At 58.5% G+C, this 14,482-nt stretch carries 16 protein-coding genes and 1 riboswitch; of the genes, 8 read left to right on the forward strand and 8 right to left on the reverse strand.

Going from position 1 to position 14,482, the window contains the following annotated elements; genetic code table 11:
• The first annotated feature begins 27 nt into the window (after window positions 1–27).
• Window positions 28–161, forward strand: a riboswitch (molybdenum cofactor riboswitch).
• The 6 genes from moaA (at window position 149) to U9O48_RS07390 (ending at window position 3,620) form a co-directional block, all read left to right on the forward strand.
• Window positions 149–1,138: a GTP 3',8-cyclase MoaA gene (gene moaA, locus U9O48_RS07365; RefSeq protein WP_324723963.1), complete on the forward strand. Its 990-nt coding sequence runs from the start codon at window positions 149–151 to the stop codon at window positions 1,136–1,138. It overlaps the preceding riboswitch by 13 nt.
• Before the next feature lie 22 nt (window positions 1,139–1,160).
• Entirely contained in the window at window positions 1,161–1,673 is a 513-nt protein-coding gene (gene moaB / locus U9O48_RS07370) for a molybdenum cofactor biosynthesis protein B (RefSeq protein ID WP_095281318.1), read from the forward strand.
• Window positions 1,674–1,676: 3 nt separating this feature from the next.
• A complete protein-coding gene (gene moaC, locus U9O48_RS07375; RefSeq protein ID WP_324723964.1) occupies window positions 1,677–2,162 on the forward strand; it encodes a cyclic pyranopterin monophosphate synthase MoaC in 486 nt (161 codons plus the stop codon).
• The gene (moaD, locus tag U9O48_RS07380) at window positions 2,155–2,400 is read left to right on the forward strand and encodes a molybdopterin synthase sulfur carrier subunit (RefSeq protein WP_282492257.1); all 246 of its coding nucleotides are present in this window, start codon (window positions 2,155–2,157) and stop codon (window positions 2,398–2,400) included. Before moaC ends, moaD begins: the two co-directional genes overlap by 8 nt.
• Window positions 2,401–2,402: 2 nt before the next feature.
• The gene (gene moaE, locus U9O48_RS07385; RefSeq protein WP_285146559.1) at window positions 2,403–2,855 is read left to right on the forward strand and encodes a molybdopterin synthase catalytic subunit MoaE; all 453 of its coding nucleotides are present in this window, start codon (window positions 2,403–2,405) and stop codon (window positions 2,853–2,855) included.
• A 57-nt stretch (window positions 2,856–2,912) separates the two neighbouring features.
• On the forward strand, window positions 2,913–3,620 hold the full coding sequence (locus tag U9O48_RS07390; RefSeq protein WP_095281322.1) for a Bax inhibitor-1 family protein: 708 nt from the start codon (window positions 2,913–2,915) through the stop codon (window positions 3,618–3,620).
• Between the two features lie 78 nt (window positions 3,621–3,698).
• On the opposite strand, the gene U9O48_RS07395 is transcribed toward U9O48_RS07390, so the two are convergent.
• The 3 genes from U9O48_RS07395 to U9O48_RS07405 are packed head-to-tail and all read right to left on the reverse strand — an operon-like array spanning window position 3,699 to window position 6,660.
• On the reverse strand, window positions 3,699–4,661 hold the full coding sequence (locus tag U9O48_RS07395; RefSeq protein WP_282492259.1) for a lysylphosphatidylglycerol synthase transmembrane domain-containing protein: 963 nt from the start codon (window positions 4,659–4,661) through the stop codon (window positions 3,699–3,701).
• Window positions 4,661–5,902: a cardiolipin synthase ClsB gene (gene clsB / locus U9O48_RS07400; RefSeq protein WP_324723966.1), complete on the reverse strand. Its 1,242-nt coding sequence runs from the start codon at window positions 5,900–5,902 to the stop codon at window positions 4,661–4,663. The genes U9O48_RS07395 and clsB overlap by 1 nt, the downstream gene beginning before the upstream one ends.
• Complete coding sequence (locus tag U9O48_RS07405; RefSeq protein ID WP_324723967.1) at window positions 5,899–6,660, reverse strand: endonuclease/exonuclease/phosphatase family protein; 762 nt, start codon at window positions 6,658–6,660, stop codon at window positions 5,899–5,901. Before U9O48_RS07405 ends, clsB begins: the two co-directional genes overlap by 4 nt.
• A gap of 133 nt (window positions 6,661–6,793) precedes the next feature.
• Here U9O48_RS07405 and U9O48_RS07410 point away from each other — a divergent pair, with 133 nt between their 5' ends.
• A complete protein-coding gene (locus tag U9O48_RS07410; RefSeq protein ID WP_282492262.1) occupies window positions 6,794–7,204 on the forward strand; it encodes a YbhQ family protein in 411 nt (136 codons plus the stop codon).
• On the opposite strand, the gene U9O48_RS07415 is transcribed toward U9O48_RS07410, so the two are convergent.
• The 5 genes from U9O48_RS07415 to cecR are packed head-to-tail and all read right to left on the reverse strand — an operon-like array spanning window position 7,166 to window position 12,852.
• A complete protein-coding gene (locus U9O48_RS07415) occupies window positions 7,166–8,272 on the reverse strand; it encodes an ABC transporter permease (protein WP_095281327.1) in 1,107 nt (368 codons plus the stop codon). The two genes, U9O48_RS07410 and U9O48_RS07415, sit on opposite strands and share 39 nt — an antisense overlap.
• Window positions 8,273–8,327: 55 nt before the next feature.
• A complete protein-coding gene (locus tag U9O48_RS07420) occupies window positions 8,328–9,461 on the reverse strand; it encodes an ABC transporter permease (RefSeq protein WP_282492263.1) in 1,134 nt (377 codons plus the stop codon).
• Entirely contained in the window at window positions 9,451–11,190 is a 1,740-nt protein-coding gene (locus U9O48_RS07425; protein ID WP_324723969.1) for an ATP-binding cassette domain-containing protein, read from the reverse strand. The genes U9O48_RS07420 and U9O48_RS07425 overlap by 11 nt, the downstream gene beginning before the upstream one ends.
• A complete protein-coding gene (gene hlyD / locus U9O48_RS07430) occupies window positions 11,183–12,178 on the reverse strand; it encodes a secretion protein HlyD (RefSeq protein ID WP_285155147.1) in 996 nt (331 codons plus the stop codon). The genes U9O48_RS07425 and hlyD overlap by 8 nt, the downstream gene beginning before the upstream one ends.
• Window positions 12,175–12,852, reverse strand: coding sequence for a transcriptional regulator CecR (gene cecR / locus U9O48_RS07435; protein ID WP_324723970.1), 678 nt, complete (start codon window positions 12,850–12,852; stop codon window positions 12,175–12,177). Before cecR ends, hlyD begins: the two co-directional genes overlap by 4 nt.
• Before the next feature lie 233 nt (window positions 12,853–13,085).
• Between cecR and rhlE the strand changes: the two genes are divergently transcribed.
• Entirely contained in the window at window positions 13,086–14,480 is a 1,395-nt protein-coding gene (gene rhlE / locus U9O48_RS07440) for an ATP-dependent RNA helicase RhlE (protein ID WP_202674773.1), read from the forward strand.
• Window positions 14,481–14,482: the final 2 nt, after the last annotated feature.

The raw sequence follows: 14,482 nt of genomic DNA on the forward strand, positions 1-14,482 counted from the left end.
ACTATCGGCATAACCCACGTTTTCGAAAATGAAAACATACACTCTAGCCCTGGCGCCTGTGTCACTTGATATGGCGCCCTGGCCGTAGCGGCAACGCTACCAGGGTACAGAAAGAAATGACTGTGCCTCCCGTACTGGAAAGGTGTACATGGCTTCTCAACTCACAGATGCTTTCGCGCGTAAGTTTTTCTATTTACGTCTGTCGATTACCGATGTGTGCAATTTTCGTTGCACCTATTGCCTGCCGAACGGCTACAAGCCGGGCAGCGTCACCAATAACGGATTTCTCTCCGTCGACGAAGTGCGCCGCGTGACGCGCGCCTTCTCTGAGCTCGGCACGGAAAAAGTGCGTCTCACGGGTGGCGAGCCCTCCCTGCGTCGTGATTTCCCCGACATCATCGCCGCCGTTCGCGAAAATGCCAGCATTCGTCAAATCGCCGTCACCACCAATGGCTATCGCTTAGCCCGCGATGTCACCCAGTGGCGTGATGCCGGTCTCACGGCCATCAACGTCAGCGTCGACAGCCTCGACGCGCGCCAGTTTCACGCCATTACCGGGCAGGATAAATTCCGCCAGGTGATGGAAGGCATCGACGCCGCGTTTGAAGCCGGTTTCGACAAGGTCAAAGTCAACACGGTGTTGATGCGCGATGTAAACCATCACCAGCTCGACACCTTCCTCGCGTGGGTCAAACCCCGCCGCATTCAACTGCGTTTTATTGAGCTGATGGAAACCGGCGAGGGCAGCGATCTGTTCCGCCGTCATCATATCTCCGGCATGGTGCTGCGCGATGAACTGCTCAAACGCGGCTGGATCCACCAGATCCGCCAGCGCAGCGACGGCCCGGCGCAGGTCTTTTGTCACCCGGATTACGAAGGGGAAATTGGGCTTATCATGCCCTATGAGAAAGACTTCTGCGCCACCTGCAACCGTCTGCGCGTCTCCTCTGTTGGCAAGCTGCATCTGTGCCTGTTCGGCGACGGCGGCGTGGATCTTCGCGATTTGCTGGCAGACGATGCCCAACAGGACGCCCTCGAAGCACGCATTTCTGCGGCTCTGACGCATAAAAAACAGACCCATTTCCTGCATCAGGGCGACACCGGGATTACACAAAACCTGTCCTATATCGGCGGGTAATCGGCTTAAAAGGAACCAGAAAATGAGTCAGGTCAGCGCTGAATTTATTCCGACGCGTATTGCTATTCTTACCGTTTCTGAGCGCCGTGGCGAAGAGGACGACACCTCCGGCCACTGGCTGCGCGATGCCGCCCACGAAGCGGGGCACAGCATTGTTGATAAAGCGATTGTGAAAGAGAACCGCTACGCCATTCGCGCCCAGGTCTCTCAGTGGATTGCCAGCGACGAGGTGCAGGTGGTGTTAATCACCGGCGGCACCGGTTTTACCGCAGGCGATCAGGCGCCAGAAGCGCTGCTCCCGCTGTTTGACCGTGAAGTCGAAGGCTTTGGCGAAGTGTTCCGCATGCTCTCCTTTGAAGAGATCGGCACTTCGACATTGCAGTCGCGCGCGGTGGCCGGGATTGCCAACAAAACGCTTATTTTTGCCATGCCGGGCTCGACCAAAGCCTGCCGCACGGCGTGGGAAAACATCATTGCCCCGCAATTAGATGCCCGCACCCGTCCGTGTAATTTTCATCCTCATTTGAAGAAGTAAGCTATGTCGCAATTGACCCACATTAACGCCGCGGGCGAAGCCCATATGGTGGATGTCTCCGCCAAGGCCGAAACGGTACGCGAAGCGCGCGCCGAAGCCTTCGTGACCATGTTGCCGGAAACCCTGGCGATGATTATCGACGGCAGCCACCACAAGGGCGACGTCTTCGCCACCGCCCGTATCGCCGGAATTCAGGCCGCAAAACGCACCTGGGATCTGATTCCTCTCTGCCATCCGCTGATGCTCAGCAAGGTGGAAGTGAATCTGCAGGCCGAACCGGACCACAACCGCGTGCGCATCGAGACCCTGTGCCGTCTGACCGGTAAAACGGGCGTCGAAATGGAAGCCTTAACGGCGGCCTCGGTGGCGGCGCTGACCATTTACGATATGTGCAAAGCGGTACAGAAAGATATGGTGATTGGCCCGGTTCGTCTGCTGGCGAAAAGCGGCGGAAAATCCGGCGATTTCAGGGTGGACACTCATGATTAACGTGCTCTTTTTTGCTCAGGTTCGCGAGCTGGTCAATACCGACAGCCTGACCCTCGATACCCCTTTCGAAAACGTCGAAGCTCTGCGCGCCCATCTGGCGGCGCAAAGCGACCGTTGGGCGCTGGCGCTGGAGGAGGGCAAGCTGCTGGCGGCGGTGAATCAGACGCTGGTGGAATTTTCCCATCCGCTCAACGCCGGTGATGAAGTGGCGTTTTTCCCGCCGGTCACAGGGGGTTAATCATGTCTGATACGCGTATTGTTGTCGGGCCGGAGCGCTTTAACGTCGGCACGGAGTACAGCTGGCTCGCCGAGCGTGACGAAGACGGCGCGGTGGTGACCTTTACCGGCAAAGTCCGTAACCATAATCTTGGTGATAGTGTGAAAGCGCTGACGCTCGAGTATTATCCGGGCATGACGGAGAAGTCGCTTGCCACTATCGTGGAAGAGGCCCGTCAGCGCTGGCCACTCGGACGTGTCACGGTGATCCACCGCGTCGGCGAAATGTGGCCAGGCGAAGAGATTGTCTTTGTCGGCGTCACCAGCTCCCATCGCAGCAGTGCGTTCGAAGCGGGTGAATTTATTATGGATTATCTCAAAACCCGCGCGCCATTCTGGAAGCGAGAAGCCACGCCCGAAGGGGAGCGATGGGTGGAGTCGCGCGACAGCGATAAACAGGCTGCCAGCCGCTGGTAACCGGTTGGCGCAGATGTGTTAATCTTAACAAGTGTGCCCACTTAATCAGGAGTTATCATGGACCGATTTCCACGTTCGGATTCAATCGTTCAGCAGACGCGCAGCGGCCTGCAAACCTACATGGCGCAGGTGTACGGCTGGATGACCTGCGGCCTGCTGCTCACCGCGTTTATCGCGTGGTACGCAGCAAATACCCCCGCCTTGATGATGTTTATCTTCTCCAGCAAAATCACCTTCTTCGGGCTGATTATCGCCCAGCTGGCGCTGGTCTTCGTGCTCTCCGGTCTGGTGCAAAAGCTCAGCGCAGGGATGGCGACGACGCTGTTTATGCTCTATTCGGCGCTCACCGGGCTGACGCTCTCCAGTATTTTTATCGTCTACACCTATTCGTCCATTGCCAGCACCTTTGTGGTCGCGGGCGGGATGTTTGGTGCCATGAGCCTGTACGGCTACACCACCAAACGCGATCTAAGCGGCTTCGGCAATATGCTGTTTATGGCGCTGATCGGGATTGTGCTGGCGTCGCTGGTGAACTTCTGGCTGAAAAGCGAGGCGCTGATGTGGGCGGTGACCTATATCGGGGTGATTGTGTTTGTCGGCCTGACGGCCTATGACACGCAGAAGCTGAAAAACATCGGCGAGCAGATTGACGTGCGTGACAGCTCGAACCTGCGCAAATACGCGATTCTTGGCGCACTGACGCTGTATCTGGACTTCATCAACCTATTCCTGATGCTGCTGCGGATTTTCGGCAACCGTCGATAACCTCGTTGCCCGGTGGCGCTAGCGCTTACCGGGCCTACAATCCGTAGGTCGGGTAAGCGCAGCGCCACCCGACTTTCGTCACTTCGCCATCGCCTTCTCGTTCTTCGCCCGCAGCTTTTTCGCCCGACTCTCCAGAACCAAATACCCCACCGTCGCCAGCGCCAGCGGCAGGAAGTAATAGAGCATGCGATAGGCCAGCAGCGCCGCGATAATCTTGCCGTGAGAGACATGCTCCCCCGCCAGCAGGGCGATAAACACCGCTTCCAGCACCCCAATCCCCGCCGGAATATGGACAATCACCCCGGCGATACTGCTCACTAGCAGCACGCCGAGCACGAAGAAATAGTTCACCTCTTCGCCAATCAGCAGCCAGATAATCGCCCCCATCACCATCCAGTTAGCGCTGGAGACCACCATCTGCACCAGCGCAAATTTCCATGACGGCAGCACCAGCTTTTGCCCTTTGACGGTCATGTGACGGCGTTTGGCGAACGCACAGCCCCACAGATAGACCGCAATAATCAGCAGCAGGACGATGCCCAACATCTGCAGCGTCGATTCATCTATGTACCAGTGGGCAGGCAACTGAACCACGCCGAAACTGAAAATCACCCCGCCGAGCAGAATATACCCCAGCCAGTTGGTGGTAATGCTGAGTGAGAAAATGCGCGTAATGGTGCTCCCCGGCAGCCCAAGGCGCGAGTACAGGCGGTAGCGCATCCCGATGCCGCCTACCCAGGTGCTGAGGGTCAGGTTAAAGGCGTAGCAGATAAACGACACCAGCATCACCTGGCGCTTTGCCAGCTTATGTCCGCAGTACGCGCGGCCCAGCAGGTCATAACAGCCATAGATCAGATAGCTGACGACCACTAAACCCAGCGCGCTGAGCAGCACCATCCGGTTGTAGTTGCGGATAACTTTCCACACCTCTTCCCAGTCAATTTTTTGCGCGTAAACCACCAGCAGCACGGCGACGGCAATGAAAAACAGCCAGGTGAGGATGCGCTTCGCCAGTCGCCAGCGGGGATGTGATTTGCTCATTACGGTTTCACCCCTGAGTTTTCGGTTTCAACGCGGTCCTGGGTTTCCATTTCCGGCTGAACCGGAGCGGGCACCTGCGCGAGTTTCGGCTTGTGGGCCGGGAGCCAGCCGACCAGCGCCGGGAAGTGGCGCAGGAAGTGGAACACCACCACGCTTTTGCTCAGGTTCCACCAGGTGCGTTTCGGCACCATCGAATCATCCACCCGCACGCAGTCACGGTCGATAATGCCGGTCAGGTTATCGCGCAGGGTCTGGTTGAAGGTGCGATCGTGAATAATCAGATTGGCTTCCAGATTGAGCGACAGGCTTAAAGGATCGAGATTGCTCGATCCAACCGTCGCCCAGTGATCGTCCATCAGCGCCACTTTGCCGTGCAGCGGTCGACGGCGGTATTCGTAAATCTGCACGCCGCCTTTGACCAGGTAGTTGTAGAGCAGCCGCGCGCCGACGGTGACGATCGGCATATCCGGCTCGCCTTGCACGATCAGTTTGACGCGCACCCCGCGCCGCGCGGCATTACGCATGGCGTGCAGGAGACGGTAGCCGGGGAAGAAATAGGCGTTGGCGATGATCACCTCGCGTTTCGCATTGGCGAGCATCTTCAGGTAGTGCCGCTCGATGTCGTCCCGGTGCTCGCCGTTGTCGCGCCAGATAAACAGCGCCTGCGCCTCGCCGGGCTGGTGGTTCTCTTCCGGGCGATGATGGCGCTTCCACCAGCGGCGAACGGCTGATTGACCCGGCAGGTTTTCCAGCTCAAACAGCAAAATGTCCTGCACCACCGGGCCTTCGACTTTCACCGCATAATCCTGCTTCGCCTCCGGGCCGTAGTCGGACATGTGCTCGTCGGAGTAGTTAATTCCGCCGACGAAGGCGACGGTGCCATCCACCACCACAATTTTGCGGTGCATCCGGCGAAAAACGTTGGTCCGCATCCCGAGCAGCGGCGGGCGCGGGTCATAATAGCGGAACACCACGCCCGCTGCGGTCAGCTCGTTGACAAAACTATCGCTAAGGTCCGGCGAGCCGTAGCCGTCGAGCAGCACTTCCACTTTGACCCCGCGCTGAGCCGCGCGCAGCACCGCCTCGTGCAGCTGACGGCCGACGCCGTCCTCAAACCAGATAAAGGTTTCGAGGATCACTTTTTGCTCTGCCGCATCGAGCGCGGCAAACACCGCCGGATAGTACTCATCGCCATTTTCCAGCAGCGTGATTTGATTACCTTCTCGCCATGAACATTTCATAAGTGGATCTCCGCACTTAACGGGGCATGGTCAGACAGGTGACGCCAGCTCTTCAGCGCCAGCGCGCTCGGTTGACTGGCGTGGGCGTTCTTGACATAGATACGGTCAAGGCGCAGCAGGGGAAAACTCACCGGGAAGGTGCGCGCCGGGCGGCCGTGGGCGCGGGTGAAAATCTCATCCAGCCCGGCGTCGGCTTTCAGCGAACGACTGGCGCGCTGTTGCCAGTCGTTGAAATCCCCCGCGATCACCACCGGATCGTTTTCCGGCAGGGAGTTGACCCAGCGCGCCATCATCGCTAATTGCGCCTGGCGGTGTGCCTCCCGCAGCCCCAGATGCACGCACCCCACGTGAACTGGAAAGGCCAGGTCGGGCGGGGTGATCCGACAGTAAAGCAGCCCGCGTTTTTCGCTTTCGCCCACCGAGACGTCGTGATTCTCATAATGTTCGATGGGAAAACGCGACAGCACCGCGTTGCCGTGGTGGCCTTCCGGGTAAACCGCGTTGCGCCCGTAGGCGTAGTCGCTCCACATGGTATCGGCCAGAAATTCATAGTGTGACGTGTCCGGCCAGTTCTCGACGTGCAGCGGGTGAATATCATGTGCGCCCATCACTTCCTGCAGGCAGACAATATCCGCGCCGACGGTGCGTACCGCGTCGCGCAGCTCGGGTAAAATGAAGCGGCGATTAAATGCCGTGAAGCCTTTGTGTGTGTTAATCGTCAAAATTTTTAGCGAAAAATGCCGGGTTTTTTGCGTCATATGCTCCTGCCAGCGTCACTATCCTGATGAAAATAAAGTGTAGTCGGCGTCACAAAAAGATGCGGTGTTACGGAATTTTCCGTAAAGTGCGGTACTCTGAACTAGCAGAGAAATATCCTTCAGGAGAGAAGCCATGAAGTGGCAACAACGCGTTCGTGTCGCAACTGGCCTCAGTTGCTGGCAGATAATGTTGCATTTACTGGTCGTGGCGGTACTGGTAATGGGCTGGAAGAGCGGCACACTGGTGCACGTCGGCTTAGGATTATGCGCGATGTATGGCGTGACCGTGCTGTCGATGCTGTTTTTACAGCGTCACCACGAGGCGCGCTGGCGTGAAGTGGGTGATGTGCTCGAAGAGCTCACCACCACCTGGTATTTTGGTGCAGCGTTAATCGTCCTGTGGCTGTTGTCACGCGTGCTGCAAAACAACCTGCTGCTGGCCCTGGCGGGCCTGGTAATTCTGGCAGGACCCGCGGTGGTCTCGTTGCTGACCAAAGAGAAAAACTCAGGCGATATTGCGTCTAAACATCGCGTACGCCACTGAGCCCGTCGTGGCCGCTATGACCAGTAGCGGCCACAAACTTCCCCACACAATATCCAGACTCGCATCCTTCAGATAGATTTGCTTGGTGATATCGGTGAAGTGCCGAATCGGGTTCACCCAGGTTAAATCCTGAAGCCAGACTGGCATGTTTTCCACGGGCGACACATACCCTGAGAGTAGAATCGCCGGCATCATAAAGACAAACACCCCGATAAACGCCTGCTGCTGCGTTGAGCAGAGCGCCGAAATCAACAGCCCGAATCCCACCAGCGACAGCCCGTAAATCAGCATCGTGAAGTAAAACAGCCCCAGCGATCCGGCAAACGGAATTTGATACGCCCAGATGCCGATCCCCAGCACGATGCTGGCCTGGAAGGTGGCGACGATCAGCGCAGGCACCGCTTTGCCGACGAAAATCTGCCAGGTGGCGAGCGGGGAAACCAGCAGCTGATCCAGTGTCCCTTGCTCGCGCTCGCGGGCGACGGAGAGCGACGTCACAATCATCACGCCAATGGTGGTGATCATGGCGATCAGCGACGGCACCACAAACCATTTGTAATCCAGATTCGGGTTGTACCAGTTGCGCACCACCAGCTCGCTGTTGTTCGGTTTAGGTTTCCCTTCCATCAGCTCCTGCTGATAATTTTTCACCACCTGCTGCAGATAGTTGGCGGCGATTTGCGCGCTGTTGGAGTTGCGCCCGTCGAGGATCAGCTGCATCGGCGCGGTCTGGAAGGTATCCAGATTGCGCGAGAAATCCGCCGGGAAGCGCACCAGCAGCAACGCCTTTTGCTGGTCGATGGTCGGCTGGATCTCCTGCGGGCTTTTCAGGAGCAGCACGTGAGTAAAGGCTTTGGCGCGGGCGAAGCGCTGGGTCAGCTCCACGGAGTGTTTGCCGTTGTCCTCGTTGTAGACGGCGATGGTGGCGTTGGTCACTTCCAGCGTGGCGGCAAACGGAAACAGCAGAACCTGGATGAGCACCGGCAGGATCAGGATCGCGCGGGTTTGCGGCTCACGCAGCAGAGATTGCAGCTCTTTGCGAATTAATGTCCATAAACGGTGAAACATGGTGTCGTCCTCGCGTCGGGTGGCGATTCGCTGACCCGACCTACAAAAAACGGCATTAATCTAAACGCCGTTTCGTTTTCATCCACGTCAGGCCGATAAACATCACCGCCGACGCCATCAAAAACAGAATATTGATCATCAACACCGACGGAATATTCCCCGCCAGGAACAGGCTTTGCAGCGTGTTCACAAAGTAGCGCGCCGGGATGATGTAAGTCACCGCGCGGATAATGGCGGGCATACTGTCGATCTGGAAAATAAACCCGGACAGCATAATCGACGGCAGAAACGCGGCGTTCAGCGCCACCTGCGCGGCGTTAAACTGGTTGCGGGTGATGGTCGAAATCAGCAGGCCCATCCCCAGGGTGCTGAGTAAAAACAGGCTGGTGATGAAAAACAGCAAAATCAGCGAGCCGCGATAGGGCACACCAAGAATAAATACCGACACCAGCATGCAGAGCAGCATCGCCAGCATCCCGAGGAAGTAGTAGGGGATAAGCTTGCACAGCAGCAGCTCGACGCGCGTCACTTCCGTGGAGAGCAGCGCTTCCATGGTGCCGCGCTCCCATTCGCGGGCGATCACCAGCGAGGTGAGGATCGCCCCGATCACGGTCATGATAATGGTTATCGCGCCGGGAATAATAAAGTGCTGGCTGATGGCGGCGGGGTTAAACCAGTAGCGGGTTTGCACGTCGATCAGCGGCTCAAATTCTTCGCCTCTGTCTTCCGCCCGCTGCATCTGCCACAGCTGCCAGATCCCCTCGACGTAGCCCTGCACAAAGTTCGCGGTGTTCGGCTCGCTGCCGTCGGTGATCACCTGAATCGGCGCATCGGTACTGGCGCGCGCCATATTGGCGGCGAAATCAACGGGGATCACCACCAGGCCGCGAATCTTCCCGGCCTGCATCTTCTGAATCAGCTCCTGGCGGTTATCGCTGATCGTCGCGTCGATGTACGGCGAGCCGGTCATGGCGTGGGTGAAATCGAGCGCTTCCTCGCTCTGCTGCTCCAGTAAAATCCCGACCCGCAGCTTGCTGGAGTCGAGGTTAATCCCGTAGCCAAAGATAAACAGCAGCAGCAAGGGGATGACTACCGCAATCAGCCAGCTGCTCGGATCGCGCACGATCTGCCGCGTCTCTTTGATGCACAGGGCGCGCACTCGCCGCCAGGAAATCGCCTTAATGCTCATGGGCGTGCTCCTTATCCCAGTCGTTAATCAGGGTGATAAACGCCTGCTCCATAGTCGGATCGGGCTGCTCCTCGTCGGCGGCCTGGGCTTTTAAATCGTCCGGCGTGCCGTGGGCGATGAGCTTCCCGCGATAGACCAGCCCGATGCGGTCGCAATACTCCGCCTCGTCCATAAAGTGGGTGGTGACCATCACGGTGACGCCTTTCTCGACCATGCTGTTGATGTGCAGCCAAAACTCCCGGCGGGTGAGGGGATCGACGCCGGAAGTCGGTTCGTCGAGAAACAGAATATCTGGCTCGTGCATCAGAGAGCAGGCCAGCGCCAGACGCTGCTTAAAGCCGAGCGGCAGTTCGTCGGTGGCGTGTGAGGCGATATGGGTCAGGCCAAAAGCATCGCTCATGCGGGCGATTTTCTCGCTCTGCGCCCGCCCGCGCAGGCCGTAGACGCCGGAGAAAAAGCGCAGGTTCTGCTCAACGGTCAGGTTGCTGTAGAGGGAAAACTTCTGCGCCATATAACCCAGATGCTGGCGCGCCTTGCCGGAGCTCACTTTAAGATCCATATCCAGCACCAGCGCTTTACCGGATGTCGGCACCAGCAGGCCGCACATCATTTTAAAGGTGGTCGATTTCCCGGCGCCGTTCGGCCCCAGCAGACCAAAAATCTCTCCGCGCTTCACCGCAAAATTGACGTTATCCGTCGCGGCGAAATCCCCGAACTTTTTGGTTAAGGATTTAGCTTCAATCACTGTTTCACCGGGCGTGCCTTCTACGGTGTGCAAAATCGCGCCCAGCGGCGATTCGGAGGTACTCGCCCCGCCGAGCAGGTCGATAAAGGCATCTTCGAAGCGCGGGGCGGTCTCGTCGATCTCAATCTGCGGCATGCCCTGCGCCTGCCGAATGTCTTCCGCGGTGGCCTCTTTTTTGAGGATCACGCGCACCGAGCGCCCCTGAATCATCCCGTCGCTGACCTGCGGGAGTTTCAGCACCCGCTGCAACAGCTTGCGGTTGGTCTCGTCCGGGTTGTGCAGCAGGAAACAGCGCCCGGCCATCTGCTGCGTCAGCGCCGTCGGTTCGCCCTGATAGAGCAGCTCACCTTCGTTCATCAGCAGCACGTCGCGGCACTGTTCGGCCTCGTCGAGATAGGAGGTGCTCCAGAGGATCAGCATTCCGTCCCCGGCCAGCTCGTGGACCATCTGCCACAGTTCGCGGCGAGAGATCGGGTCGACGCCGACACCGGGCTCATCGAGCAGCAGCACTTTCGGCTCGCCGACCAGCGTACAGGCCAGCCCCAGCTTCTGCTTCATCCCGCCGGAGAGCTTACCCGCCAGCCGGTCGGTGAACGGTCCGAGCGAGGTAAATTCCAGCAGCCGGGCAAAGGTTTTCTCGCGGACTTCGCCGGTGACGCTGCGCAGATCGGCGTACAGCGTCAGGTTTTCCATCACCGTCAAATCTTCGTACAGGCCAAATTTCTGCGGCATGTAGCCGAGCATCGCGTGCAGCTCGCTGTCGTTTTTGATGGGATCAAGCCCCAGCACGCTGGCCGTGCCCTCATCGGGTTTGAGCAATCCGGCGAGCATGCGCATCAGCGTGGTTTTGCCTGCGCCATCGGGCCCGACCAGGCCGGTGACGTAGCCTTTTTGCAATGTACAGTTCAGCGGTGCGACGGCGGGTTTATCCATGCCCGCAAAGCGTTTCACCAGATTGTTGAGCTGGATAACCGCATCATTCATGTCGGTCCCCATCGTTGAATTTCACGGTAATCGGCATCCCCTGACGCAGCGCGTCGTCGGCGTCGGTGACGATAATGCGCAGGCGATAGACGAGGTCGGTGCGCAGATCCGGCGTTTCAACGGTTTTTGGCGTGAACTCGGCGGTAGGGGAGACAAACCCGACTTTCCCGTGGTACGGCTTATCGGGCCGTCCGTCGGTGTAGAGCAGCAGTTCGCGCCCCGGCTGGGCCTGATTCAGATTCGGTTCATCAATGTAAGCGCGCACCCACACCGGACGGGTGAGGGAGAGCGTCAGCACGGTGCTGCCTGCGCTCAACATGCTGCCGGGTTCAACCGCGCGGGTCATCAGCGTGCCGTTGGACGGGGCGACCAGCGTGGTGTCGTGCAGATCCAGCTCGGCCTGCGCCAGCTGCGCCTGAGCCTGTTCAAGATTCGCTTTCGCCTGGGCGATATCCTGCGGGCGGTTCCCGGTGCGGTACTGGCTTAACTTATCCTGGGCTGATTTCAGCGTCGCCTGAGCCTGATCGCGCGAGGAGCGGGCGTTTTCCAGGTCGTTGGCGGAGATGGTGCGGCTTTTCCACAGCCCCTGCTGGCGGTTGTAGAAGTTCTGCGCGTAATCGAATGCAGCCTGCGCCTGTTTCACCGCGGCGGCGGCCTGCGCCACTTCCTCATCGCGATAGCCCGCCAGCATCAGGTCATACTGCGCCTGAGCAACCGACACGCTGGCTTTGGCCTGCATCAGCGCATTTTTATACGGGGCTTGATCCAACTGGCCTAACGTCTGACCGGCGTTGATCGTGTCGCCTTCGTCCACGGTAAGGGACTCCAGCCGCCCGCCGACGCGGAAGCTCATATTCAGCGTGCGGATATCCACGTTGCCGTAGAGCGTCAGGCCGCGATCCTGCTGGCTCTGATACCACAGCCAGCCGCCGATCCCGGCTGCCAGCACAACAACCACCGCCAGGATGGCGACGACAGGTTTTTTCATGACTCCAGGCTCCTTTGCGTTAAACCTTGCAGGATCAGGTCGAGATGACAGGTGATGACCTGACTAATCTGCGCGGATTTTTCCTCATCGAATTGTGTCCAGCCCGTGCGCAGCAGGATGGTCTCCCGGCCCAGGCGAAAAGCAAGCACTTCGCCGAGCAGCGCATGGGTATGCAAAATGGTCTGTGTGTCGTTCGCATCGCGCCCGGTGTAGGCCGCAATCAGGTGCGTCAGATGGGTGTGCATCGGGGCAATCACCTGATCGTGGACCCGCTGATAGGCGGCGGTCGGCGAGAGTTGCTCGCGTGAGATAAACTTACTCAGGTTCAGGGTATCGTCGTGGGTGAGCAGGGCGATCATGTTGTTGCAGGCGTTCAGGATAAGCTGGCGAATGGCGGCGCGATCCGATGACGGCTCGCTCAGCAGCGCGGTGGCGGCGGCTACCTGATCGTGAAAACGACTGCCGATGAAATCGGCGATCCACTGGGCGCAGGCGAGATACAAATCTTCCTTCGAACCAAAATAGTAGGTGATGGCGGCGATGTTCTGCCCGGCCTGCGCGGCGATATCCCGGGTGGTGGCGTGCAGGCCATACTCGCCGAACTGGGCCAGTGCGGCGGCAATCAGCTGGCTTTTCGCCTGTTCACCTTTGGTGGTCGTCGGAGTTGGATTCATGGCGTCATTAAAAATTAATCAATCGATTGATTAAGATTATGTTTGAATTTTCACCTTGTCCAGTCGGGGTGGAGCAATATTTCGCTGATGAATCGCAGAGGGATATTTTATGCGCCATGTCACAAAACCTGCTACACTCCGCTGCTTCGCGACATTGTGGTTTTTGTCCTACTCGTTTCGTCTTATCTCCCTGAAAACTACACCTGTGACGGTCGGGGCGGTTCGGAGTTTTTATGTCTTTTGATACCCTTGGCCTGAACCCTGAAATTCTGCGCGCTGTTGCAGAGCAGGGCTACGTTGAGCCAACCCCAATCCAGCAGCAGGCGATCCCTGCGGTGCTGGAAGGCCGTGACCTGATGGCCAGTGCCCAGACCGGCACCGGTAAAACCGCAGGCTTCACGCTGCCGCTGCTGCAGCGTCTGGTTCAGAAAGAGCCGCACGCCAAAGGCCGTCGCCCGGTACGCGCGCTGATCCTGACCCCCACCCGTGAACTTGCCGCGCAGATCGGCGAGAACGTGCGTGAATACAGCCGTTACCTCGACATTCGCTCGCTGGTGGTTTTCGGCGGCGTGAGCATTAACCCACAGATGATGAAACTGCGCAGCGGCGTTGACGTTTTAGTCGCCACGCCGGGCCGTCTGCTGGATCTCGAACATCAGAATGCGGTCAAACTGGATCAGGTTGAAATCCTGGTGCTGGATGAAGCGGACCGTATGCTGGACATGGGCTTTATCCATGATATTCGCCGCGTGCTGGCAAAACTGCCTGCGCGTCGTCAGAACCTGCTGTTCTCCGCCACCTTCTCTGATGAGATCAAAGGTCTGGCGGAAAAACTGCTGCGTAACCCGCTGGAAATCGAAGTGGCGCGTCGCAACACCGCCTCTGAGCAAATCACCCAGCACGTTCACTTCGTTGATAAGAAGCGTAAGCGGGAACTGCTCTCCCAGATGATTGGCGAAGGCAATTGGCAGCAGGTGCTGGTCTTTACCCGTACCAAACACGGCGCTAACCACCTGGCAGAACAGCTGAACAAAGATGGCATCCGCAGTGCGGCCATCCACGGCAACAAGAGCCAGGGTGCACGTACCCGTGCGCTGGCTGATTTCAAATCCGGTGACATTCGCGTGCTGGTGGCGACGGATATCGCCGCGCGCGGTCTCGACATTGAAGAGCTGCCGCACGTCGTGAACTACGAGCTGCCGAACGTCCCGGAAGATTACGTTCACCGTATCGGTCGTACCGGCCGTGCGGCGGCCACCGGTGAAGCGCTCTCTCTGGTTTGCGTCGATGAACACAAACTGTTGCACGACATCGAACGTCTGCTGAAAAAAGAGATCCCACGCATCGCCCTCGAAGGCTATGAAGTGGATGCTTCCATCAAAGCGGAGCCGATCCAGAACGGTCGCCAGCAGCGTGGCGGCGGCGGTGGTCGTGGACAGGGCGCTGGCGGTCGTAGCCAACAGCCGCGCCGTTCAGAAGGTGGCGCACCGAAAGCCGCAGGCAAACCGCCGCGTCGCACCGGTGATGCCAAACCCGCCGGGGAAAACCCATGGCGCAGCGGGGAAGCGAAACCCGCAGGTGAAGGCCAACGCCGACGCCGCCCGCGTAAACCTGCTTCAGCGCAGTAATC

Origin of the sequence: Lelliottia sp. JS-SCA-14 (assembly GCF_035593345.1) — a bacterium.
GTDB lineage: Bacteria > Pseudomonadota > Gammaproteobacteria > Enterobacterales > Enterobacteriaceae > Enterobacter > Enterobacter wanjuensis.

Coding starts and splice junctions, on each gene's coding strand:
- moaA (WP_324723963.1), top strand. CDS start 149: ATGGCTTCTCAACTCACAGATGCTTTCGCGCGTAAGTTTTTCTATTTA.
- moaB (WP_095281318.1), top strand. CDS start 1,161: ATGAGTCAGGTCAGCGCTGAATTTATTCCGACGCGTATTGCTATTCTT.
- moaC (WP_324723964.1), top strand. CDS start 1,677: ATGTCGCAATTGACCCACATTAACGCCGCGGGCGAAGCCCATATGGTG.
- moaD (WP_282492257.1), top strand. CDS start 2,155: ATGATTAACGTGCTCTTTTTTGCTCAGGTTCGCGAGCTGGTCAATACC.
- moaE (WP_285146559.1), top strand. CDS start 2,403: ATGTCTGATACGCGTATTGTTGTCGGGCCGGAGCGCTTTAACGTCGGC.
- U9O48_RS07390 (WP_095281322.1), top strand. CDS start 2,913: ATGGACCGATTTCCACGTTCGGATTCAATCGTTCAGCAGACGCGCAGC.
- U9O48_RS07395 (WP_282492259.1), bottom strand. CDS start 4,661: ATGAGCAAATCACATCCCCGCTGGCGACTGGCGAAGCGCATCCTCACC.
- clsB (WP_324723966.1), bottom strand. CDS start 5,902: ATGAAATGTTCATGGCGAGAAGGTAATCAAATCACGCTGCTGGAAAAT.
- U9O48_RS07405 (WP_324723967.1), bottom strand. CDS start 6,660: ATGACGCAAAAAACCCGGCATTTTTCGCTAAAAATTTTGACGATTAAC.
- U9O48_RS07410 (WP_282492262.1), top strand. CDS start 6,794: ATGAAGTGGCAACAACGCGTTCGTGTCGCAACTGGCCTCAGTTGCTGG.
- U9O48_RS07415 (WP_095281327.1), bottom strand. CDS start 8,272: ATGTTTCACCGTTTATGGACATTAATTCGCAAAGAGCTGCAATCTCTG.
- U9O48_RS07420 (WP_282492263.1), bottom strand. CDS start 9,461: ATGAGCATTAAGGCGATTTCCTGGCGGCGAGTGCGCGCCCTGTGCATC.
- U9O48_RS07425 (WP_324723969.1), bottom strand. CDS start 11,190: ATGAATGATGCGGTTATCCAGCTCAACAATCTGGTGAAACGCTTTGCG.
- hlyD (WP_285155147.1), bottom strand. CDS start 12,178: ATGAAAAAACCTGTCGTCGCCATCCTGGCGGTGGTTGTTGTGCTGGCA.
- cecR (WP_324723970.1), bottom strand. CDS start 12,852: ATGAATCCAACTCCGACGACCACCAAAGGTGAACAGGCGAAAAGCCAG.
- rhlE (WP_202674773.1), top strand. CDS start 13,086: ATGTCTTTTGATACCCTTGGCCTGAACCCTGAAATTCTGCGCGCTGTT.